The organism is Deferrivibrio sp., from assembly GCF_055117995.1.
In genome coordinates, this window is the sequence record NZ_JBSQOT010000005.1 from 63,706 (window position 1) to 84,399 (window position 20,694).

At 34.4% G+C, this 20,694-nt stretch carries 18 protein-coding genes; 5 read left to right on the forward strand and 13 right to left on the reverse strand.

Annotated elements, in window-relative coordinates; genetic code table 11:
• Positions 1–9 precede the first annotated feature (9 nt).
• The gene (gene acnA, locus ACTCAF_RS02885; RefSeq protein ID WP_463061797.1) at positions 10–2,646 is read right to left on the reverse strand and encodes an aconitate hydratase AcnA; all 2,637 of its coding nucleotides are present in this window, start codon (positions 2,644–2,646) and stop codon (positions 10–12) included.
• Between the two features lie 87 nt (positions 2,647–2,733).
• Here acnA and ACTCAF_RS02890 point away from each other — a divergent pair, with 87 nt between their 5' ends.
• Both ACTCAF_RS02890 and ACTCAF_RS02895 read left to right on the forward strand, forming a co-directional pair.
• Positions 2,734–4,665, forward strand: coding sequence for a M3 family metallopeptidase (locus ACTCAF_RS02890; RefSeq protein ID WP_463061798.1), 1,932 nt, complete (start codon positions 2,734–2,736; stop codon positions 4,663–4,665).
• Between the two features lie 8 nt (positions 4,666–4,673).
• Positions 4,674–5,384 (forward strand): TerC family protein, encoded by a 711-nt coding sequence (locus tag ACTCAF_RS02895; RefSeq protein ID WP_463061799.1) that lies wholly within the window; start codon positions 4,674–4,676, stop codon positions 5,382–5,384.
• Between the two features lie 34 nt (positions 5,385–5,418).
• Here the strand turns inward: ACTCAF_RS02895 and ACTCAF_RS02900 are convergent, their stop codons facing one another.
• Positions 5,419–6,705 carry an ammonium transporter gene (locus ACTCAF_RS02900; protein ID WP_463061800.1) on the reverse strand — a complete coding sequence of 429 codons (1,287 nt, stop codon included), beginning with the start codon at positions 6,703–6,705 and terminating at the stop codon, positions 5,419–5,421.
• Positions 6,706–6,932: 227 nt separating this feature from the next.
• On the opposite strand from ACTCAF_RS02900, the gene ACTCAF_RS02905 reads away from it, so the two are divergent.
• Positions 6,933–8,927 (forward strand): carboxypeptidase-like regulatory domain-containing protein, encoded by a 1,995-nt coding sequence (locus ACTCAF_RS02905; RefSeq protein ID WP_463061801.1) that lies wholly within the window; start codon positions 6,933–6,935, stop codon positions 8,925–8,927.
• A gap of 191 nt (positions 8,928–9,118) precedes the next feature.
• Here ACTCAF_RS02905 and ahcY read toward each other — a convergent pair whose 3' ends face one another.
• The 3 genes from ahcY to ACTCAF_RS02920 are packed head-to-tail and all read right to left on the reverse strand — an operon-like array spanning position 9,119 to position 12,426.
• Positions 9,119–10,519 carry an adenosylhomocysteinase gene (ahcY, locus tag ACTCAF_RS02910; RefSeq protein WP_463061802.1) on the reverse strand — a complete coding sequence of 467 codons (1,401 nt, stop codon included), beginning with the start codon at positions 10,517–10,519 and terminating at the stop codon, positions 9,119–9,121.
• 15 nt (positions 10,520–10,534) lie between these two features.
• Positions 10,535–10,780: a hypothetical protein gene (locus ACTCAF_RS02915; protein WP_463061803.1), complete on the reverse strand. Its 246-nt coding sequence runs from the start codon at positions 10,778–10,780 to the stop codon at positions 10,535–10,537.
• Positions 10,777–12,426, reverse strand: coding sequence for a molybdopterin dinucleotide binding domain-containing protein (locus ACTCAF_RS02920; RefSeq protein WP_463061804.1), 1,650 nt, complete (start codon positions 12,424–12,426; stop codon positions 10,777–10,779). Before ACTCAF_RS02920 ends, ACTCAF_RS02915 begins: the two co-directional genes overlap by 4 nt.
• Before the next feature lie 34 nt (positions 12,427–12,460).
• Between ACTCAF_RS02920 and ACTCAF_RS02925 the strand changes: the two genes are divergently transcribed.
• On the forward strand, positions 12,461–13,375 hold the full coding sequence (locus tag ACTCAF_RS02925) for an AEC family transporter (protein WP_463061805.1): 915 nt from the start codon (positions 12,461–12,463) through the stop codon (positions 13,373–13,375).
• 10 nt (positions 13,376–13,385) lie between these two features.
• On the opposite strand, the gene ACTCAF_RS02930 is transcribed toward ACTCAF_RS02925, so the two are convergent.
• From ACTCAF_RS02930 to groES, 3 genes are read right to left on the reverse strand one after another with little or no spacing between them, the layout of a single operon-like run.
• Positions 13,386–13,907, reverse strand: coding sequence for a hypothetical protein (locus ACTCAF_RS02930; protein WP_463061806.1), 522 nt, complete (start codon positions 13,905–13,907; stop codon positions 13,386–13,388).
• A gap of 54 nt (positions 13,908–13,961) precedes the next feature.
• Positions 13,962–15,593, reverse strand: a complete 1,632-nt coding sequence (groL, locus tag ACTCAF_RS02935; RefSeq protein WP_463061807.1) for a chaperonin GroEL — start codon at positions 15,591–15,593, stop codon at positions 13,962–13,964.
• A gap of 25 nt (positions 15,594–15,618) precedes the next feature.
• Positions 15,619–15,909, reverse strand: a complete 291-nt coding sequence (gene groES / locus ACTCAF_RS02940; RefSeq protein ID WP_463061808.1) for a co-chaperone GroES — start codon at positions 15,907–15,909, stop codon at positions 15,619–15,621.
• Between the two features lie 165 nt (positions 15,910–16,074).
• Here groES and ACTCAF_RS02945 point away from each other — a divergent pair, with 165 nt between their 5' ends.
• The gene (locus tag ACTCAF_RS02945; protein WP_463061809.1) at positions 16,075–17,223 is read left to right on the forward strand and encodes a YbfB/YjiJ family MFS transporter; all 1,149 of its coding nucleotides are present in this window, start codon (positions 16,075–16,077) and stop codon (positions 17,221–17,223) included.
• 56 nt (positions 17,224–17,279) lie between these two features.
• Here ACTCAF_RS02945 and ACTCAF_RS02950 read toward each other — a convergent pair whose 3' ends face one another.
• The 5 genes from ACTCAF_RS02950 to ACTCAF_RS02970 form a co-directional block, all read right to left on the reverse strand.
• On the reverse strand, positions 17,280–17,711 hold the full coding sequence (locus ACTCAF_RS02950) for a gamma-glutamylcyclotransferase family protein (RefSeq protein ID WP_463061810.1): 432 nt from the start codon (positions 17,709–17,711) through the stop codon (positions 17,280–17,282).
• Positions 17,704–18,984, reverse strand: coding sequence for a hypothetical protein (locus tag ACTCAF_RS02955; RefSeq protein ID WP_463061811.1), 1,281 nt, complete (start codon positions 18,982–18,984; stop codon positions 17,704–17,706). Before ACTCAF_RS02955 ends, ACTCAF_RS02950 begins: the two co-directional genes overlap by 8 nt.
• A gap of 56 nt (positions 18,985–19,040) precedes the next feature.
• A complete protein-coding gene (locus ACTCAF_RS02960; protein WP_463061812.1) occupies positions 19,041–19,643 on the reverse strand; it encodes a LysE family translocator in 603 nt (200 codons plus the stop codon).
• A 170-nt stretch (positions 19,644–19,813) separates the two neighbouring features.
• Positions 19,814–19,984, reverse strand: a complete 171-nt coding sequence (locus ACTCAF_RS02965) for a hypothetical protein (RefSeq protein ID WP_463061813.1) — start codon at positions 19,982–19,984, stop codon at positions 19,814–19,816.
• Positions 19,985–19,996: 12 nt separating this feature from the next.
• Positions 19,997–20,161: a type IV pilin protein gene (locus ACTCAF_RS02970; protein ID WP_463061814.1), complete on the reverse strand. Its 165-nt coding sequence runs from the start codon at positions 20,159–20,161 to the stop codon at positions 19,997–19,999.
• Positions 20,162–20,694 lie beyond the last annotated feature (533 nt).

Consider the following 20,694-nt stretch of genomic DNA (forward strand, 5'->3'; position numbering starts at 1 on the left):
CTCGATTTTTTACCCCACAAATTTCTTTAGCACATAAGGTAATATTCCACCAGATTTATAGTACTCTACCTCTATTTCAGTATCAAGTCTTGAAAGGGCTTCAAATTCTATCTTTGCACCATCCTCTTTTTCGGCTATAACTTTTAAAATTTGCCCGGGCTTTAAATCACCAAGCCCTAAAATCGAAAATTTTTCATTTCCGCTTATTCCAAGACTTTCATAAGACTGACCTTCCCTAAACTGCAGCGGCAAGACACCCATTCCTACAAGATTGCTCTTATGAATCCTCTCAAAACTCTCTGCTATTACAGCCTTTACACCAAGAAGCACTGTCCCTTTTGCCGCCCAATCCCTTGATGAGCCACTCCCATATTCTTTTTTGCCAAGGACAATGAGGTTTCTTCCTTCCTTTAAATATTGCATAGCAATATCAAAAACATATCCTTCTTCTTTTTCAGGAAATTTAACGGTAAATCCACCCTCTTTTGGCGCAACCAATCTATTTTTTATTCTGACATTTGCAAATGTACCCCTCATCATAACCTCATGATTCCCCCTTCTTGAACCGTAAGAATTGAAATCCTCAACCTTTACTCCATGCTCAAGAAGATATCTCCCTGCAGGGTAATCTTTTGGAATAGAGCCTGCCGGGGAAATATGGTCAGTAGTTACACTGTCCCCCAAAACAAGAAGCGCATAAGCATCATTTATATCTTCTTTTTCTGTGGAAATCTTATCAAACCCGTCAACAAAAGGTGGTTTTTTAATATAAGTAGATTTTTCATCCCATTTATAAACCTTACTCTCTTCCACATTAAGCTCTTGCCAAAATCTGTCGCCATCAAAAATAACACTATACTCTTTTTTGTAAAATTCCGGGTCTATACTGTTTTGAACATATTCTGCTATCTCTTCCTGGCTTGGCCAGATATCTTTTAAAAATACAGGCTCACCATTTGGATTATAACCGATAGGCTCTTTTTCCATATCAATATTTACTCTTCCAGCAAGGGCAAAAGCAACCACAAGCATTGGTGAAGCCAAAAAGTTAGAGCGGACTCTGTTGTGAACTCTCGCCTCAAAGTTTCTATTACCTGACAGCACTGAAGCTACATTTAACTTATTATCAACTATTGCTTTTTCAACTATAGGGTTCAAAGGACCGCTGTTGCCGATACATGTGGTACATCCGTAAGCAGTTACATGAAACCCGAGTGCCTCTAAATAAGGGAGCAGATTTGCTTTTTTGAGATAATCGGTTACTACCTTTGAGCCGGGCGCAAGAGAAGTTTTTACAAAAGGCTTAATTTTCAGACCTTTTTCAACCGCTTTTTTTGCCACAAGGCCTGCACCAAGCATTACTGAAGGGTTTGAGGTGTTTGTACAAGATGTAATCGCTGCTATAACTACGCTACCATCTTTTAGAGTCACATTTTCATCATTTATTACAATTTCAGCACCATTATATTTCTTTTCAACTATATCATCAAACTTTGTCTTAATATCTTTAAGGAAAATTTTATCCTGAGGCCTTGAAGGTCCGGCAAGACAAGGCTCCACTTTTGTTAAGTCAAATTCTAACACGTCAGTATATTTAGGAGTTTCATCCCCTTTAAAAAACATTCCGCTAAGTTTATAATATTTTTCTGCAAGAGCTGCATATTCCTTCCTGTTAGTCCTTCCAAGAAAATCTACAACTTTATCATCTACGGGGAAAAAGTTAACTGTAGAGCCACATTCAGGGGTCATATTTGAGATTGTCGCCCTGTCAGTGATAGGTAGATTTAAAACACCTTGACCAAAAAACTCCACAAATTTGCCCACAACTTTATACTTTCTAAGCATTTCCGTAATAGTTAAAATTAAATCCGTAGCTGTTACACCTTCTTTTAATTCACCAACTAATTTAACTCCGATTACTTCAGGAAGAGGCATAAAATAAGGCTGCCCCAGTGCAACAGCTTCAGCTTCAATACCACCAACCCCCCAACCAAGTACACCTATACCATTTATCATAGGTGTGTGAGAATCTGTCCCTACAACAGTATCGGGGAAAACTAAGTCTGAGCCACCTACCTCATCCGTCATTGCGACCCTGCCAAGATACTCAAGATTTACCTGATGGCAAATTCCTGAGTTTGGCGGAACTACTTTGAAATTTTCAAAACTTTTCTGCGCCCATTTTAATAATTTGTATCTTTCACTATTTCGGCTGTATTCAAGGGCAACATTTTTATTAAGCGCATCAGAAGCACCATAATAATCTATCTGAACAGAGTGATCACATATAAGCTCCACTGGCACCTGAGGATTAATCATGGAGGCATCCAGCCCTTTTTCATTAACTGCATCTCTAAGCATTGCAAGGTCAACCACACAGGGTACGCCGGTAAAATCCTGCATTAACACTCTTGCCGGATAAAAAGGTATTTCAAATGGCTTGTCATATTTCCCTTTATACTCTAATATTTCATTAATATGTTCATCTTTGACTATTTTACCGTCATACTTTCTTAAAATATTTTCAAGAAGTACCCTTATTGAAAAGGGTAGATTTTTAACCTCCGGCGATAACTCTGAAATGTCAAAATATTGATATTTTTTATTTTCATGTTCAAAATATTTGATAAATTTTTCTTTTTCCATGTTTCACCTCATTATTTAATTGGTTTACACTATTTTAAAATTATTATAACATAACTACAAAAAATAACAAATATATTTGGAGGCAACATGTTTTGTGATATCAGCAAATTTGAGACAAAAGGCTCAGCAAAACGTTTAAAAGCATTAATCAGCGAAACTGAAGAAAAAATTAACAACATTAAAAATGGTGACATTGACGATAATTTTTTATCAAAATATCAGGAAACCACTTACCCAGTAGGGTTGGAATTCACCCCTCTTTCCCACTTAAACTCAGTAAAAAACAGCAAACTTACCCAAAAAGAATATTCAAAAGCCATTAACTACCTTACAGAATTTCATACAAAGCTTTCCCAAGATGAAAATATTTATCAAAAGCTTAAAACCTATCAAAGTCAATTTGAAGTTGATGGTGAAAGAAAAGAGGTATTAATCGATTTAATTAGAGATTATGAACTTTCAGGTGTAGGTCTTGAAAAGGACAAGAAAAAGAGAATTAAAGAGATAAATTTGAAGCTGAGTGAGCTTACTAACAATTTCTTTCAAAATGTATTAAACGATACTAATGCCTTTAAAATGCAGGTAGATGAAGCAGATATTATAGATATGCCCGAATCTGATAAAACAACATACAAAAAAGGAGAGACATTTGAGTTTACGCTTCATGCTCCAAGTTATATCTCATTTATGACTTATTGTAAAAACATACAAAAAAGGGAAACAATGTACAAACATTACTACACAAGGGCCAAACAAAATAGCGAAATTATCTCCGAAATACTTATGTTAAGGGATGAAATGGCAAAAATTTTGGGATTTAAAAATTATGCTGAACTTTCCCTTGAAACAAAGGATGCAAAAAGCCCAGAAGATGTGTTAAATTTTCTTTATGAACTGATTGAACCCTGCAGAAAAAAAGCTTTAAGTGAAGTTAAAGAATTGAATGAAATAGCAACAAAATACAATATAAAAAAGATAATGCCTTACGATACCGCATTTTTGTCTGAAAAGTTAAAGATGAAAAAATTCGGATACAAAGATGAAGATTTTAGGGTGTATTTTGAAAAAGAAAGTGTAGTAAAAGGAATGTTTTCTTTCCTGGAAAAATTTTTAGGTATTACTTTTGAAAAAATTGATATCCCTCTATGGCACAAAAAAGCAGATGCCTTCAACCTGAAAAAGAATGGAAAGATAATCGGCAGACTTTACATGGACTTAGAAGCAAGAAAAGGGAAAAGGGACGGAGCGTGGATGCACGATTATGAAACACGATACAAGGATTTGAAAGGGAATATAAATCTGCCTTCAGCGTTTGTAGTTGCAAATTTTCCAAAATCCACTTCAAAATCTCCTTCATTATTAAGACCTTCTGATGTAGAAACACTCTTTCACGAAATGGGGCATGCACTTCATCATCTTTTAAGTAACGTAGACAATATTTTTGTAAGCGGAATAAATGGCGTGAAGTGGGATGTAGTAGAATTTCCTTCACAGTTTTTAGAAAATTTTTATTTCGAAAGTGAAGTTTTAGATATGATTGCAAGTCATTATAAATCAGGCGAAAAAATGCCTGACGATATGAAAAAAACATTAAAAAAGATAAAAAACTTTAACTCAGGCATAATGTTTTTAAGACAGCTTGAGTTTGCCATATTTGATATGGAGATTCATCATAAAAATGTCACTGACTTTGATACTGCTCACAATATCCTTAAACAGATAAGAGAAAAAACTTCTCTGTTTGAAGTGCCTGAATATGTACTATTTGAAAATCAATTTTCCCATATATTTTCAGGTGGCTATGCTGCCGGATATTACAGCTACAAATGGGCTGAAAGACTCAGTGCTGATGCATTTTACCTTTTTGTTGAAAACAAAATCTTTGATAAAAAACTTGCCGAAAATTTTGTAAATAGCGTGTTATCAAAGGGGGGCAGCATAAACATTACTGAGGCTTATGAAAAATTTAAAGGCAAAAAAGTTGACAACAAAAATCTTTTAACACTTTACGAAATATGAGGTAATTTATGGAGTTTTCATCGGCTTTTTTCGTTAGCTTGTTGACTCTAAGTATACTCGAAATTGTCTTGGGTGTTGATAATATTGTGGTAATATCAATCTTGTCCGGAAAATTACCGGAACATCAGCAAAGATTAGGACGCAAGCTGGGTATATCTTTAGCTCTGATAACACGATTACTTTTGCTTTTAAGTATTACATGGCTAATGAAGCTTACAAAACCTTTATTTATAATATTTAATACTGGTATCTCGTTTAAAGATTTAATCCTTCTGGGAGGCGGACTTTTTTTAATTTATAAAGGGACACATGAAATTCATAATCTTGTAGATGAGGATAATCATAAGAAAGAGGAAGACTTAAAACATGTTACATTAACTGCTGTAGTAGTCCAAATTGGACTTTTTGATATAGTCTTTTCTCTTGATTCGGTAATCACTGCTGTCGGTATAGGACACAATTTAGTAGCAATGATTGGAGCTATAATTATTGCAATGTTTGTAATGCTATTTGCCGCTGAAAAAATCAGCCATTTCATCGAAAAACATCTTTCAATAAAAATGCTTGCATTAAGCTTTTTGTTATTAATTGGTGTCACCCTTGTTGCCGAAGGCGTGCATTTTCATATCCCAAAAGGCTATTTATATTTTGCGATGGCTTTTTCAGGCTTTGTGGAAACAATGACAATTATAGCAAAGAAGAAAGTAAAAACAGCATAATAAAAAAGGCGGAAGCAGTTTCCGCCTGATAATTCTATATATTAAATCCTCGTTCACCATGTTCAACTTCATCAAGCCCTCTTATTTCATCTTCATCCTCAACTCTAACAGGAACAAATATTTTAGTAATATAGAAAATTATTACTGTTAAAATTCCTGAATAAACAACTGTTATGATTATCGAGACAACTTGTGCCCAAACCTGGGATGGGTTTCCATACAAAAGCCCTACACCAGCTTCATTTATTTCTGGATTTGCAAATACACCGGTCAGCACTGCACCCAAAATACCGCATAAGCCGTGTACACCAAAAGCATCAAGAGAATCGTCATATTTTAGTTTACTTTTTATTACGAACACTCCAATAAAACCTAATATCCCCGAAAGTATTCCAAAAATTATTGAAGCTGGAGCAGAAACAAATCCCGCAGCAGGGGTAATTGCCACAAGTCCAGCTACGGCACCTGATGCAGCACCAAGCATTGTAGGCTTTTTGGCAACGATTTGCTCAATTAGTAACCATGAAAGAGCACCTGCTGCTGCAGATGTATTTGTAACAAGAAAAGCATTGGCTGCTATCCCATCGGCAGCCAGTTGGCTGCCTGCATTAAATCCAAACCAACCAAACCAAAGCATACCGGCACCTAAAACTGTAAGTACAATTGAAGAAGGTATTATTGCCGTGCGCCCATAATCTCTTCTTTTACCAGCCAATAAAGCTAAAACAAGTCCTGATACACCTGCGTTTATGTGAACAACGGTACCACCTGCAAAATCAAGTGCACCTATCTTTGTTCCTATAAATCCGCCGCCCCATACCCAGTGAGCTACCGGTGCATACACAAGTATCAGCCACAGTGTACTAAAAATTACCCAGAAACCAAATTTAACTCTTTCTACTATTGAGCCACTAATAAGTGCAACAGTAATCCCAGCAAATGTCATCTGGAAAACTGCAAATATAATTTTTGGAATGCCTCCTTCTACGTCAGTAACCTTTATATTTTTAAAAAAGACATAATCAAAGCCACCTATAATACCACCAATATCACTGCCAAAGGAGAGTGAGAAAAGGATTATTACCCAGAGCAGAGAAGCTATTGCATATGATACAAAACTCATACCTATTGTGTTTAAAATGTTTTTGGTTCGGGTCATACCACCATAAAAAAGGGCAAGCCCTGCTGGGGTCATAAACATTACAAGCGCAGTTGCCACAATCATCCATGCTGTGTCACCACCGTCTATCTGGTTTGGCTCAGCAGCAAATAAGCTCAAAGGTATCGCTGATAACAAAATAGTCAAAATAAACTTCTTCATATTGCCTCCACACTTTTTCCTTTATTCTTAACAATAAGCATACCAACTATCTATTTATATGATAAAAAAGTATTTTACAAAAATTGAATAAAGCTAATGGTTAAATCTTGGGCACTATATGCAAAATTATTGTTCATTAATAATGTTTGCAGCCATAATTTAGGCAAATTAATATATTACCAAATATCCTGTTGAAAATTTATTTATTTTATGAAAGAAATACTTTTATGTTAAGGTTATTTTTCATAATTTTAATCCCACTAACTGTTTTTGGATCAAACCCACTTGATGACTTATATAATTTTTTCCCAAAATCAAGTCAGTTGCAGGGTGGTAACAAAAAATGGCTTTACACAAGCATAACCGAAAGCAGAAATGATGACTATGTTAGGCTCAGCAGTACATACAATTATTACAACGAAAAAGAGGAAAAGATACTCGGGATAAACAGAAACACTAATTTTACAGTGGATATTTCCATTTATTACGCAAAAAATACTGATACATCAGATAGGCTATACAAAATGCTTGTAAAAAACTCCAATTTGCCTGTCAGAAAAAAAGTAGATTTTGGCGAAGAATCAACTGTTTTGTTTAAGCCATTGTCATTAAAAGATTTTAAGGCTGAATACAATATCATAATAGTAAATAAAAATTTCCTTATAGATATCAAGACTGACGATGGATTTGCGTTAATGGAGTTTGCCGATTATTTTGACAAAGCAATTAAAAATTATATGCTGGCAAATATTGACAGATTCTTTCTTGACAGATTCAGACTCAAACTATCTTACAAAAATTTTGAATCGGTTGAAGAAATCATATCTACCGAATTAAACATATCAGGAGTTATTATAAAAGGAAAAGTTGCTGATTCCGGTAACAAACCTATCAAAGGTGCAAAATTGAAGCTTATAGGGTATGGATATGAAACGATTAGTGACGAAAACGGACGATACCAATTTGAGATAAAATACAAAAACAAAAAAGGTAAAAACCTTGAATTTATAAAAAATTTTATTTTAGAAGAACCTTCCCCAAAACCTAAAGCAAAAACTCCTTTTGCAGCTGAAGTTGAAATCACATACCTAAATAAAAAAGAGAAAGGATTAATTATAATCGACAAAGAAAAAAATACCGGAGAAATTTACATAGACAATATAAAAAACAATCTTAAAAACATAAAAGTCAATGATAATTTTTATAGTTTTATCAGGGATTGTACCCCCTCAGGGTCTACCTTTAAGTGTGTTCAGAAATTTCAGTTTATTGTAAAAAACAATGATATTATTGGGAATGTTGTGGGGTTTGGCGGCAAAGCAACCGTCAAGGGAGTATTACTGACAGAAACAAAAGAAGAAAATTTGTTAATTGATGAAAAGTTTCTACTTGAAAAAATTACCACCGACAAAAAGCTCAATATTGCAAACTACAACAACGAAGATTTAACTATCAATAATTCTAAAGAAATCTCAGAGTATATACACTTTAAAATATTGGAATTTGAAAATTCCCCTTATGATATTTCATATGCACTTAGCCTTGTGAGGCTTCCCCGAGAAAAAACAGAAAAAAAGATTCCATTATATCTGTTTACCGGTGAAATAAATGAAGGACATTTGATTTTAAACAAAAAATATGAAATAATTGTTGAAGAAGGTGATTTTCCAAAACGCTATAAGTTTGAAATAGATTCTCCTGACAAAGAATACTTCATCGGTTTTCTTCCGGAATATGGTTTTAATGAAAGTATTTCCTTCTCAAATGAAAAAGCCATAGATGAGTTGGCTCCTACATTTGAAGTAACATATTTTTCAAAGAAGGAAGAAGGTAAGGCAACCTTGGAAATATTCAAAACGGATAAAGACTTTGCATCCACTTCAAAAGAGATAAAAGGGGATGGCAAAACAGATGTCATCGTAAAAATTTCAAATATTGAAGGGAATATTACTAATATTGATATTGCTCTTTCTGGCAAATATAAATATTCATGGTCAACAAACCCTTTGAAGATTTTACCTGTACCGGTCTTGAGAATAAAAGATAAAACAATTAATTTTCCAAATGGTTCGGTAAATTTCTCTTTAGAAAAAAATGATGAACTTAACATTTACCTGGGGCATCCCTCCTGGGTAAGTTTTGAAAACAGTTATCTCAGTTTGAAGATAACAACAGATAAAAGAGAGATTGAATTATCAAAAAAAATAACTAAATTAGAATAAAATCAAAAGGAGGCAATTTTGAGCCAATACAGTGAGTATATCGGCCTTATTTTATTTATAGGCTTGATAATTGTTTTAAGCCTTTTCAAAGGTGGCGGCTGAGCTGCCGATTCATGCAGTATCGAGGATCGATACAAAAAGGAAGCAAAAAAGAAAGATAAAAAAAAGGGGAAGTAATTCCCCTTTTTTATTTAATATCTGTAGTGGTCAGGTTTATATGGCCCTTCAACAGGTACACCTATGTACTCTGCCTGCTCAGGAGTAAGCCTTGTAAGCTTGACTCCGATTTTTTCCAAATGAAGTCTTGCAACCTCTTCATCAAGTTTCTTCGGTAGTACATAAACACCTGGTATGTATTTATCTCTGTTTTTCCACAAATCTATCTGTGCAAGCACCTGATTGGCAAAGCTGTTGGACATTACAAATGATGGGTGACCTGTGGCACAACCAAGATTTACAAGTCTGCCTTCTGCAAGCAGGAATATTTCATGTCCGTCAGGAAAAATATATTTATCCACCTGTGGTTTTATGTTTACCTTTTTTATCCCTGGGTAATTATTTAATTTGTCTACCTGAATTTCGTTATCAAAGTGTCCAATATTACACACTATTGCCTGGTCTTTCATCTTTTCCATGTGCTCTATTCTGATAACATCCCTGTTACCGGTAGTAGTCACATATATATCTCCAATACCAAGAGTATCTTCAACAGTCTTTACCTCATAACCTTCCATAGCAGCCTGAAGAGCACAAATTGGGTCAATCTCTGTTACTATTACTCTTGCTCCTTGGCCTCTTAAAGATTGAGCAGAGCCTTTACCTACATCGCCATATCCACAGACAACAGCAACCTTGCCGGCAACCATTACATCTGTTGCTCTTTTGATACCATCAATCAAAGATTCTCTACAACCGTAAAGATTGTCAAATTTTGATTTAGTAACAGAATCATTTACATTTATTGCTGGAATTAAGAGCTCACCTTTTTGCATCATTTGATAAAGTCTGTGGACACCAGTCGTAGTTTCCTCAGAAACACCTTTAAGCTCTTTTATCATTTCTGTGAACTTACCAGGACTCTCTTTTAAAATTATTTTTAACCTTTTGATCAGTTCCTTTTCATCTTCACCGTGCGTCTCTTTATCAAGGACAGAAGGATCTTTCTCTGCCTTTACACCAAGATGAACCATTAATGTAGCATCTCCGCCATCATCCACAATAAGCTGAGGACCTTTACCACCAGGAAATGTCAAAGCCTGCTCAAGGCACCACCAATACTCTTCCAAAGTTTCACCTTTCCAGGCAAATACAGGTACACCGCTTTTGGCAATCGCTGCTGCAGCATGGTCTTGAGTAGAAAAAATATTGCAGCTGCTCCATCTTACATCTGCTCCAAGCTCAACTAACGTTTCAATAAGTACAGCAGTCTGAATAGTCATATGCAGTGAGCCGGTTATCCGTACACCCTTTAAAGGCTTTTCGGCACTGTATTTCTCTCTGATTGCCATAAGGCCTGGCATTTCATGCTCGGCGATCTCTATCTCTTTTCTTCCCCAATCGGCAAGATTTATATCCTTTATTTTGTAGTCCATAAGGCACTCCTTAAATTAGAATCTTTTGATAGGTTCAAATGATTTGGTAATCGGCAGTACGATATTGCTCCTCGATAATTCATATCTGCTAATTTCCCTCTTCTCCACCACATTACCTGTACTATCATAAATCGTAAGCCTATAAGTCTCAACTGACCTGTCATTGTAAAAGTCAAAAACCATTACTGCCAATACTATAAAAAACGCTACATACCAATATTTTAGATATTCTCCACCAAAATATTTGTTAAATCTTTTCATTCTGCTCTCCTGATATTTACAAATGTATCATAATATGCCACAGCAAGCCCTGCATCTGTTTGACTCATCTTTGTCAAAATATTCGGCGTATTACCAAAGTATTTTTTGCTTTTATAGACCATTACATAACCTTTTGCAACTTTATCTGTAATTTTTGCATGTATTTTTAAGTTTCCATACTCATTAAAAAGTTCAACCATATCACCGTCATTTATATCAAATTTATATGCATCATCGGGTGAAATATGTAAAAATTCTTCCGCAATTTCGTCCTCTGCAAGCTGAGAGTTCAAGTACAAACTGTGGGAGTTTGAAATAAGCCTTAATCCATTGCCCATAATTGGCAAACTTATCCCTATCTCATCTTTTGTAAAATTCCTCCTTAAAGCTTTTTTTTCGTAGTTTATCTCATCAATACTTTTGACCTTTATCTGAAAATCAAATTTTTCAGAAAGCATCTTAACCACATCTGTATCAGAAATTGTATCAAGAAATCTTTCCCTTTTATTCATCACACCATCAAAAAAATAGCTACCCAGGATATCGTCCTGAGCAAACATTCCTCCAACCTTTATAAAAATATTTGATTTATCAACTGTATCTGTAAGATTCGTATCAATAGTTACAAGATTTACATTATCAAAAATTTTTTTTAGAAAATTTGTTTCAGGGTATGTCACTAAAGGATTGGCAGCTACAATTACCACAAGGTCAAAATATCCGGTTTTCAACCTGTCGTATGCTTCTTTAATAGTTATTTTATTCTTTTTATTTACAGAAATACCCGATAGGTAAGCACTCGAAGATTTTCCATAATAAAGAGTGTCAAGATTGTCAGTATAATAGGCAAGTCGGTTTATCCATTGAACTATATTTTTACCGTTAGAATATCTTTGCAGTCCAAAACCTGTTATAAGACCCGTTTTTTTTGGTTTTATTTTACTTTTCAAAAATTCAATATCTTCTCTTGAAATACCTGTCAATTTAATAGTTTCATCCAGATTTAAAAAATTTTTTATATATCCCAGACTACCTAAAATGTGATTGCAAAGTATTCCGTCTGTGGCAGGATTTATTCTGATGTATTTTTTGGCAATCTTGGCCGTTTCACTTTTTATAGGATCAATATAGATTATTTCTTTTTTCAAATGTTTTAAATATGAATACAAATGTTGATTGACCACTCTGGCATTTCTTCCAAAAATGATAATCGTATCTACATGCTCGAGATTTCTCACATCCGGGTTTGTGCAAACTCCAAAATCTTCTTCATGGGCAATAACACCAGTTTCATCACATGGGTTATCCGACACAAAATGGCATTTGTCAAAATTGCTAAAAAACATATCCCAATATCTCATTTTGTATCCAAGGCTACCTGAGCCTCGCAAAAATAAAATATTTCTCGAAGATTTTAACAGCTCTGACATTTTATCAATTGCAGTTTGATAATCACATTTTATTTTTCTGCCTTTATCCACATAGAAGCATTCTTCAGGCTTAATTTCACGTCTGTAAAACTTTATTAATTTACTGCAAAAAAAGGGGGATTTATCAAATACATTTGGCAGTGCTTTAAACTTGCCACTCTCAGTTATCTCAAAATGGCAACCGTCAGGACAATCTTTCGAACAAAAAAATTTCATTTACAACACCTTAAGTTTTGTAATATAAATAAACATGTTTGAAGTATTACTTATAGTTTTACCAATATTTATTGTTTTAGCAACAGGAAATATCCTTTACAGACTTAAATTTTTTGACCAACACTTCATGAATGTATCAAATAAGCTTATCTTTTATTTTTTACTCCCTGTGCTTTTATTTTACAAAATAGCAAACTCAAACATAAAAAGTTTTTCCCTTTCCTATCTTTTGATTATAATGGCAAGTACAATATTTATAATGTTTTTTATCAGCTTTATCACCGGCAACTTATTCGGTTTTAAGAAATCTTCCATTGGAACATTTGCAATGAACAGTTTTAGAGCAAACTATGCATACATGGGTCTTCCTGTATGTTATTATGCATTTGGAGATAAAGGGCTGACAATTGCAAGTATACTGATGGCTTTCATTGTACCTGTTGTAAATTTAATGTCGGTAATAAGCCTTATAATGACTTCAGACAAAAAAATGAGTTTAAAAAATTTTATAAAAAATACTTTATTCAATCCACTTGCAATTGCATGTATCTCAGGAATATTTTTTTCACTTTTATCGATAAAAATCCCTAACTTTCTAAATAAATCGCTGGAATTAATGAGTAATGTAACGCTCCCTCTTGCTCTTTTCAGTATTGGAGCAACACTTGACTTTAAAAAGGTTAAAGGAAGTTTCAAGATTATATTTTTAAACGTTATCTACAAACTATTTCTTTTACCATTAATAGCATTAGTATTATTAAAAATTACTTCACCAAGCACAACTTTCTCTTCCAACATACTTGTTATAATGCTCTCTTCACCTGCAGCTACGGTTAACTATATTTTGGCTTCTGAAATGGGTGGGGATAAAGATTTGGCAAGTAGCGTAATAATATTAAGTAGTGCACTTTCTATATTTTCTTTTGTTTTTTGGATATCGATTTTATAATAAAGGATAATTATAATTCATAAGAGGTTAACTCTCTGTCAATTTTCGATATACAGGACTCACATATGCCATGGGTAAAAGAAGGAATCCCTTCATCGTCAAAAATATTAAGTCCGTTTATTGCATGTTCAATTTCTATATATTTGCCATTATATAAAACTTTGTTACACCATGCACACATCTTGTAAGTTTTTGAAGAACGACCAAAGTTTTTTAAGCTTGTTTTTCTTTTTGTTTGTTTGGTTAAAATATGCTCCAATTTAATCATTTGATTTTTCATCGGAATAATATTTAACTTAAAATATCGAACATAATCGTCATTGTCGCACCGATACGTAGTTGAAAACGTTTTTTCATTTATCCTAACTTTGTCAAATATATTTTTAAGCATATTTACAAGAACTTCGTCATATGAAAAGTCGAAATAATTTACACCTACTATATTATCTTTGACATTTTCTGTTGCCAATATATTATTGAGTCTGTCCAATATATAAGTTTCCATCATATCATATTTTAACTTAGATACCATTATTGTCAACAACAGACAAAAAAAGCCGACCCAAAGGTCGGCCTTATATATTTTTTAATACATTCCATCCATTCCTGGCATACCACCAGGAGCAGCTGGAGCTTCTTTCTTTTCTGGAATTTCTGTAATTGTAGCTTCTGTTGTAATCATAAGGCCTGATACAGAAGCAGCATTTTGCAATGCACTTCTTGTAACCTTAGTAGGATCGATTACACCAGCCTCAATCATATTGGTATATTCTTCAGTAGCAGCGTTAAAACCAAAAGCCACATTTTCATTCTGTACAATCTTATCCACTACGATAGAGCCTTCAAAACCAGCATTTTCTGCAATCTGCCTGATTGGATATTCAAGCGCCTTCTTGATAATTTCAACACCAATCTGCTCATCACCAACAAGTTTAAGGTTATCAAGCGCAGCCCTTGCTCTGATAAGTGCTACTCCACCACCAGGAACAATACCTTCTTCAACTGCAGCCTTTGTAGCATTAAGGGCATCTTCTACCCTTGCTTTTTTCTCTTTCATTTCAGTTTCTGTAGTAGCACCCACTTTTATTACAGCAACACCACCAACAAGTTTTGCAAGTCTTTCCTGAAGCTTTTCTCTGTCGTAGTCTGAAGTAGTCTCTTCAATTTGCTTTTTAATCTGATTAACTCTTGCCATAATATCATCAGAGCTGCCTTCCCCTTCAACAATAGTTGTATTTTCCTTATCAACAACTATTTTCTTCGCCCTACCAAGGTCAGAAAGTTTTACATTCTCAAGTTTAAGACCAAGATCTTCGCTTATAACCTGGCCACCGGTAAGCACTGCAATATCTTTCAGCATCTCTTTTCTTCTGTCACCAAATCCTGGGGCTTTAACAGCAGCGCAGTTTAATGTTCCTCTCAATTTGTTTACAACAAGTGTAGCAAGAGCCTCACCTTCTATATCTTCAGCTATGATTAAAAACTGTGAATTTTGCTTTGCAAGCTGCTCAAGAATTGGAAGAAGATCTTTCATGCTTGTAATTTTCTTTTCGCAAATAAGAATGTATGCATTCTCAAGAACAGCTTCCATAGTATCAGGATTTGTAACAAAATAAGGTGACAGATACCCTCTGTCAAACTGCATACCTTCAACTACATCAAGAACAGTTTCAGTTGATTTATTTTCTTCAATTGTAATAACACCGTCTTTACCAACTTTGTCCATTGCATCTGCAATGATATCACCAATTTCTTTGTCGTTATTGGCAGAAATGGTACCTACCTGAGCAATTTCTGTTTTGTTCTGGATAGGTTTGGAAATTTCTTTCAACTTGGCAACCACAGCTTCTACAGCCTTGTCAATACCTCTTTTAAGCTCCATTGGATTTGCGCCGGCTACAACATTTTTCATTCCCTCTCTATAAATAGCTTGCGCAAGAACAGTTGCGGTAGTAGTACCGTCACCTGCCACATCACTTGTCTTTGAAGCAACTTCTTTAACCATCTGAGCTCCAAGATTCTCAATTGGATCTTTAAGCTCAATCTCTTTGGCAACAGTAACACCATCTTTAGTTACAAGCGGTGAACCAAACTTTTTCTCAATAACTACATTTCTTCCTTTTGGTCCTAAAGTGACTTTTACAGCATTAGCAAGCTTATCAACACCTCTTAAAATAGCCTGCCTTGCTTCATCACCGAAAGTTATAGCCTTCGCCATAATTTATCCTCCTTATTACTTTTATTTACCCAATAATACCCAAAATGTCGTCTTCTCTCATTATGAGATATTCAACGCCATCGATCTTAACATCAGTTCCTGCATATTTGCTAAATAGAACCCTATCACCAACTTTAACAGTCAGCTCAACCTTAGTACCATTATCAAGAACTTTTCCTGGCCCAACTGCAATAACTTCACCTTCCTGAGGCTTTTCCTTTGCAGTATCAGGAATAATAATTCCTGAAGCTGTTTTCTCTTCAGCTTCAATACGCTTAACAAGTACTCTGTCCTGAAGTGGCTTAATGTTTGCCATTTTGACCTCCTTAATATTATTTATATTAATGTTATTAGCAGTCATCTTTATCGAGTGCTAACAGAAACTATATATATAAAATGCAGCAAAAAAATCAAGAGATTTTTTTATTTCATTTTCTCAATTTTACTTTTGCAATTTTATATTTTTTAGATACAATTTATCATGTCCAACAACTTAAAAGAACCTTACAAAATTGTATTTGGCGGTTTTTTTGCACTGTTTCTTGCAATGGCTGTAGGAAGATTCGCTTTTACCCCCATCCTGCCAATCATGCAAAAGCATTACGGGTTTTCAAATACAATAGCAGGAAATATTGCCTCTATAAACTACTTTGGATACCTCCTTGGTGCAATCCTCTCAAAATATATAAAAAACACCAAAAGCCAGTTTATAATTTACAAGGCAAGTCTCATAATATGCCTGTTTTCTACGGGAATTATGGCATTTTCTCACACGATGTTTGCATGGTATTTTTGGCGTTTTATTGTAGGAATTACGAGCGGTTTTTTAAATGTTTTGGGGGTTGCATTTGTACTTCAAAGTCTTGCAAACAGAGGGTATCAACATATCTCAGGATGGATGTTTTGTGGCGTCGGCACAGGAATAGCCCTTACAGGGATTGCGGTCCCTTTTCTAAATATTTTTCTTGAGCCGGATTTTATATGGCTGGGACTTGCAGCTTTAAGTATCGTACCATTTTATTTTGGTTTCAGAAATGTGGAAATGGTAGAATTAAAACACAACAACAGCACTACAACATCTTCAACCCCAAAAAACACTATACTAACAAAGCTTTATATCTCTTATTTCCTTGAGGGTTTTGGCTACATAATAACAGCAACATTCATTGTAAGTATTTTGTCAAAAACACTTAATTCCGTATATGCTGCAAATATTTCATGGGTTTTGATAGGGATTTCGGCAGCTATAACAACGCTTCTATGGCCAAGGATTTCACACAAATACGGCACAAAAAACAGTCTGATTGTTGCATTTATTATACAAAGTGTTGCAATCATTTTGCCTGTTTTATATCAAAACATAACTATTTACATAATCAGCGCCATAGGCTTTGGCGGGACTTTTTTAGGGATAGTGGCAATGACACTTAATTATGGAAGAGAAATATCAAAGCAGGCATCAAATAAAGTAATTGGGGAATTAACAATCTTGTTTGGAATAGGGCAAATTATAAGCCCTGTAATAGCAGGATTTCTGGCTGATAAATACGGAAATTTCAACATATCGCTCGTATTGGCTTTTGTTTCAACTTTGACAGCGTCAATTATTTTGTGGTTTATGAATGAATAATTGCCTCAAAAAGCAAGATGCAATTTATCAAAATTAGAAGTGCTGTCAAAACCCATCTACGGATACTTATTTTTTGGCACTGAAATATACCTTCTCCAGTCTCCGTGTTTTACTTTTTTTGAAGTAAGTCTGATAAAAGGCTTTGCAAAAGGGTGCGCAACAAATACTCTTGCATATTTAACAGAGCCATCCTCAAGCGTCACAGGAAGAATTTCCTCTGTATAATAAGTAAAAAAAGAATAAATACCTTCATAATTTCTCAGTTTTATCATTGTATTTTTATCTACTTCAAATAGTTCACCTTTAACCCTATTTTCACCCGGAAAACTCGATTTAATCACTACTGGATAGCCGGAATTGGTGTGATACATCTTACCATTTATTGCTCCGCAACCTAAAAAAGTGGAATTTTTCAGGTATTTTTCATAACCTTCAAAGCCCTTCATCAATGTCCCGTAAGTAAAAACAGTAAATGTACTGTTATCCATTTATACTCCCTATCAATGCACAATTGTAGCTATAGATTTCCTTTATTCTCTCTATTATATTATTTTTATAGTTTATTGGAAGACTTTTTTCAATATTTAACCCTTTTTCAAGCAAATTAAACATTTTATCTCGGTCGACTATTTTATAGTCTGGCTTTTCACCCCATTTTTGTATTTTCAAAGAAAAAGGCAAAATATCTTCAAACCTGAACATATTTTTAAAGGCGATAAAAACATTTATCGACGGCTCATAAACCCCTCTTGCAACGAAATCTCTACACAGCCTCATATTGGAAAACTCTACAGTATCCACCCATTTGCCATTATTCTTCCTCTTTCTGCTCATAAAAATATCTTTCATATTTTTTTCCATAATTCTTGACTCAACCACTTTAGACTCATGGATCAAATACTGCCCTGTACAAAGCAAGATGAAAATAGACTCCTCAAAACCTATCAGAGGCTTACGATAATCAATTATTGGCGACTCCAAAGTTACATGAAGACTATGAGGCTTTATGGGTGTAAACCTCACTGCTTCTTTAATAAGCTCCGCGGCAAATTGAGCACTTGAAGTCAGTGGAATAGACGACTCAAGCGTAGAATCTGGCCTTGTAAAGGTATATTCAAGGAATCCACCTTTTTTTATAAACTGTTTGAATGGCATTTCCGCATCAATATATGCGCCAAAGCGCCACAAAAATTTTTTCAAATGATAGTGATGACATTTGGAAAAATTTAAAAGCGGATCACCTTTATCAGATACAAAAAATTTACCGGCATCACGACCAATATTTGAAAATTCAAGCTCTACCCCTATAGGTGTGTTGCCGAAAACAAAATCAACATAATTTATCGTCCCTGGTAATTCCCAAAAAAACTTTTTAACCTTCTCATTGATCTTGTATATCATATCCGAAATAAATATTTCTCTATTTATTTCGATCTTAAAAAATTTTCTATTATCGTTGTAACTTTTTAATGCATAAAAGGTTGCATGAGCAAATATTGTATATTTTCTGTCTAAAAAGTAACATTTTTGTTTCAGAAAACGTTCAAAATATCTCGACAAAAGATTTACCGTAAAAACAGATGCAAGAATATGCATATATCTCAAATACCATGATTCATTCCTGAAGTATCTTTTATTAAAAAAGTATTTTATTTCATCATCACATACCTCTTTAATTTCAGAAAAATATTTTTTACTTTCTATTAATTTATAATACTTAAAACCCGAAAGAACATAATATAAAGGCGTTCTAATATTCATGAGAAATAATAAACTGTCATATCAGTTTTGTCAATCTTATAAAGCTATTGTATAATTTAATTTTCTTTTGCAATTATTGATGCTGCCGCCAGTATCATAACTGCCCCTGCTATTTTATCAAAAAAGCCAATACTGGCAATATCATAAAAACTTTTTCTGGCAAAATATGCCATATAAGCATAAGAAAACAAAACTATAAACAGTGCAAAAATTACAATCAGAACAACTACAAAAATATGAACACCCGTCAACAACTTAAAGTCCAAAAATGTGGGCATAAAACTTAAATAAAACAGTATCACCTTTGGATTGCCAAGAGTAATGGAAAGTCCACTCAAAAAATCAGCTCCCGATACAGGGGTAACACTTTTGCGCTCTTTTATTAAAATATTTTTCAACCCCAAAAAACACAAGTAAAGTGCTCCTGCATATTTGACAAATACAAAGAAAAATCCAAGATATTCAGCAATATGTTTAAGACCAAATATTGCAAAAAGCAAAAAAATCACATCTCCGGTAATAATCCCAAAAATTGTACAAATAGCACCCTTTAAACCACTTGAAACCGATTTTGAGATAACTGCATAGACACCGGGTCCCGGCACAATGGCCAGCATAAAAATAGCAACAATAAATGCTATAATTGAAGTTACCGACACAATTAACCCTAAAGATCAGACCAGCCAGACATATTGTCAACTCCGGCATCTGTTTGCTGGATATTCAAGGAGTCTGAAGTCAAACCTGTTGAAAATTTTTTCTTTAGTATATTGGACATATTTGATGTAGTGGCATAACCAATATCCCCCCCTTTTGTTTATGCCTCCTATCACATATTTTTTGCAATTTTCAGGATAGACGATGAACAATCCTGAGAGTTATAGTAAACAAAAGTCACTCCACTTGAAGTCGATATCTCAAGTGGATTGCTACTTCCTACCTTCTGGGCAAACAAAACAAATGGCAAAAATATCGCAAATAAAACAAGCAATATTCTCATATTTAACCATTACTAAAAAAGGTAATAATTTTTCTCTGAATAAAAAGCATTTAGCTCTGTCTTTGCATTTTTTATATCGGTAAGCGTGGTAGCATTGGCAGCCCTAATCCTTATCTTTGCATACTGAGGTATTGCAATAACAGCCAAAATACCCAATATCGCAATAACAATCAACATTTCAATCAGAGAAAACCCTTTTCGCGTAATAACGCCTCCTGCACATCAAATCATACCGCCAAAATAAAATTAAACAAGCAAAATCATTTTACCCAGGATTAACAAAATAAAATGATTTAAATCAGTAATTTTAAAGGAGTACAAGAACCCAGAAACCCAAAAATCAAGGATTTGGCATAAAAACATTTAAAACAAATACCTTTACTATTTCTTTATCAAAATATTAAAACCCTGAACAATAAACAATATACGCAAGCTCATTATAATTTATTTGAGATTTTTATTTTACAGGATGTTATAACTCAGGAGAAAAGATAAAAAAAACTCCCCGCGTGCAACCCTCTTCATAACCGTTCTCCATTCGTTCATCTGAGATATTTCCCCTTCAGGTGAAGTTCACAGAAGAGTCCTGCCAGGAGGGAGGAATCCGCATGTCTCGTTTGACGAGCGGAGGGTTATGCCCTCTGCCTTCTGACCGTCAAATTCAGTAATGCTGCAGGTTACATACCGATCCAGCGCTTCATCTGCCGCGC

What these genes read in the sequence shown, in the direction of transcription:
- ACTCAF_RS02925 (WP_463061805.1), top strand. Translation starts at nt 12,461, where the DNA reads ATGTTTGAAGTATTACTTATAGTTTTACCAATATTTATTGTTTTAGCA.
- acnA (WP_463061797.1), bottom strand. Translation starts at nt 2,646, where the DNA reads ATGGAAAAAGAAAAATTTATCAAATATTTTGAACATGAAAATAAAAAA.
- groES (WP_463061808.1), bottom strand. Translation starts at nt 15,909, where the DNA reads ATGGCAAACATTAAGCCACTTCAGGACAGAGTACTTGTTAAGCGTATT.
- ACTCAF_RS02905 (WP_463061801.1), top strand. Translation starts at nt 6,933, where the DNA reads ATGTTAAGGTTATTTTTCATAATTTTAATCCCACTAACTGTTTTTGGA.
- ACTCAF_RS02890 (WP_463061798.1), top strand. Translation starts at nt 2,734, where the DNA reads ATGTTTTGTGATATCAGCAAATTTGAGACAAAAGGCTCAGCAAAACGT.
- ACTCAF_RS02915 (WP_463061803.1), bottom strand. Translation starts at nt 10,780, where the DNA reads ATGAAAAGATTTAACAAATATTTTGGTGGAGAATATCTAAAATATTGG.
- ACTCAF_RS02945 (WP_463061809.1), top strand. Translation starts at nt 16,075, where the DNA reads ATGTCCAACAACTTAAAAGAACCTTACAAAATTGTATTTGGCGGTTTT.
- ACTCAF_RS02930 (WP_463061806.1), bottom strand. Translation starts at nt 13,907, where the DNA reads ATGGTATCTAAGTTAAAATATGATATGATGGAAACTTATATATTGGAC.
- ACTCAF_RS02955 (WP_463061811.1), bottom strand. Translation starts at nt 18,984, where the DNA reads ATGAATATTAGAACGCCTTTATATTATGTTCTTTCGGGTTTTAAGTAT.
- ACTCAF_RS02965 (WP_463061813.1), bottom strand. Translation starts at nt 19,984, where the DNA reads ATGAGAATATTGCTTGTTTTATTTGCGATATTTTTGCCATTTGTTTTG.
- groL (WP_463061807.1), bottom strand. Translation starts at nt 15,593, where the DNA reads ATGGCGAAGGCTATAACTTTCGGTGATGAAGCAAGGCAGGCTATTTTA.
- ACTCAF_RS02895 (WP_463061799.1), top strand. Translation starts at nt 4,674, where the DNA reads ATGGAGTTTTCATCGGCTTTTTTCGTTAGCTTGTTGACTCTAAGTATA.
- ACTCAF_RS02970 (WP_463061814.1), bottom strand. Translation starts at nt 20,161, where the DNA reads ATGTTGATTGTTATTGCGATATTGGGTATTTTGGCTGTTATTGCAATA.
- ahcY (WP_463061802.1), bottom strand. Translation starts at nt 10,519, where the DNA reads ATGGACTACAAAATAAAGGATATAAATCTTGCCGATTGGGGAAGAAAA.
- ACTCAF_RS02950 (WP_463061810.1), bottom strand. Translation starts at nt 17,711, where the DNA reads ATGGATAACAGTACATTTACTGTTTTTACTTACGGGACATTGATGAAG.
- ACTCAF_RS02900 (WP_463061800.1), bottom strand. Translation starts at nt 6,705, where the DNA reads ATGAAGAAGTTTATTTTGACTATTTTGTTATCAGCGATACCTTTGAGC.
- ACTCAF_RS02920 (WP_463061804.1), bottom strand. Translation starts at nt 12,426, where the DNA reads ATGAAATTTTTTTGTTCGAAAGATTGTCCTGACGGTTGCCATTTTGAG.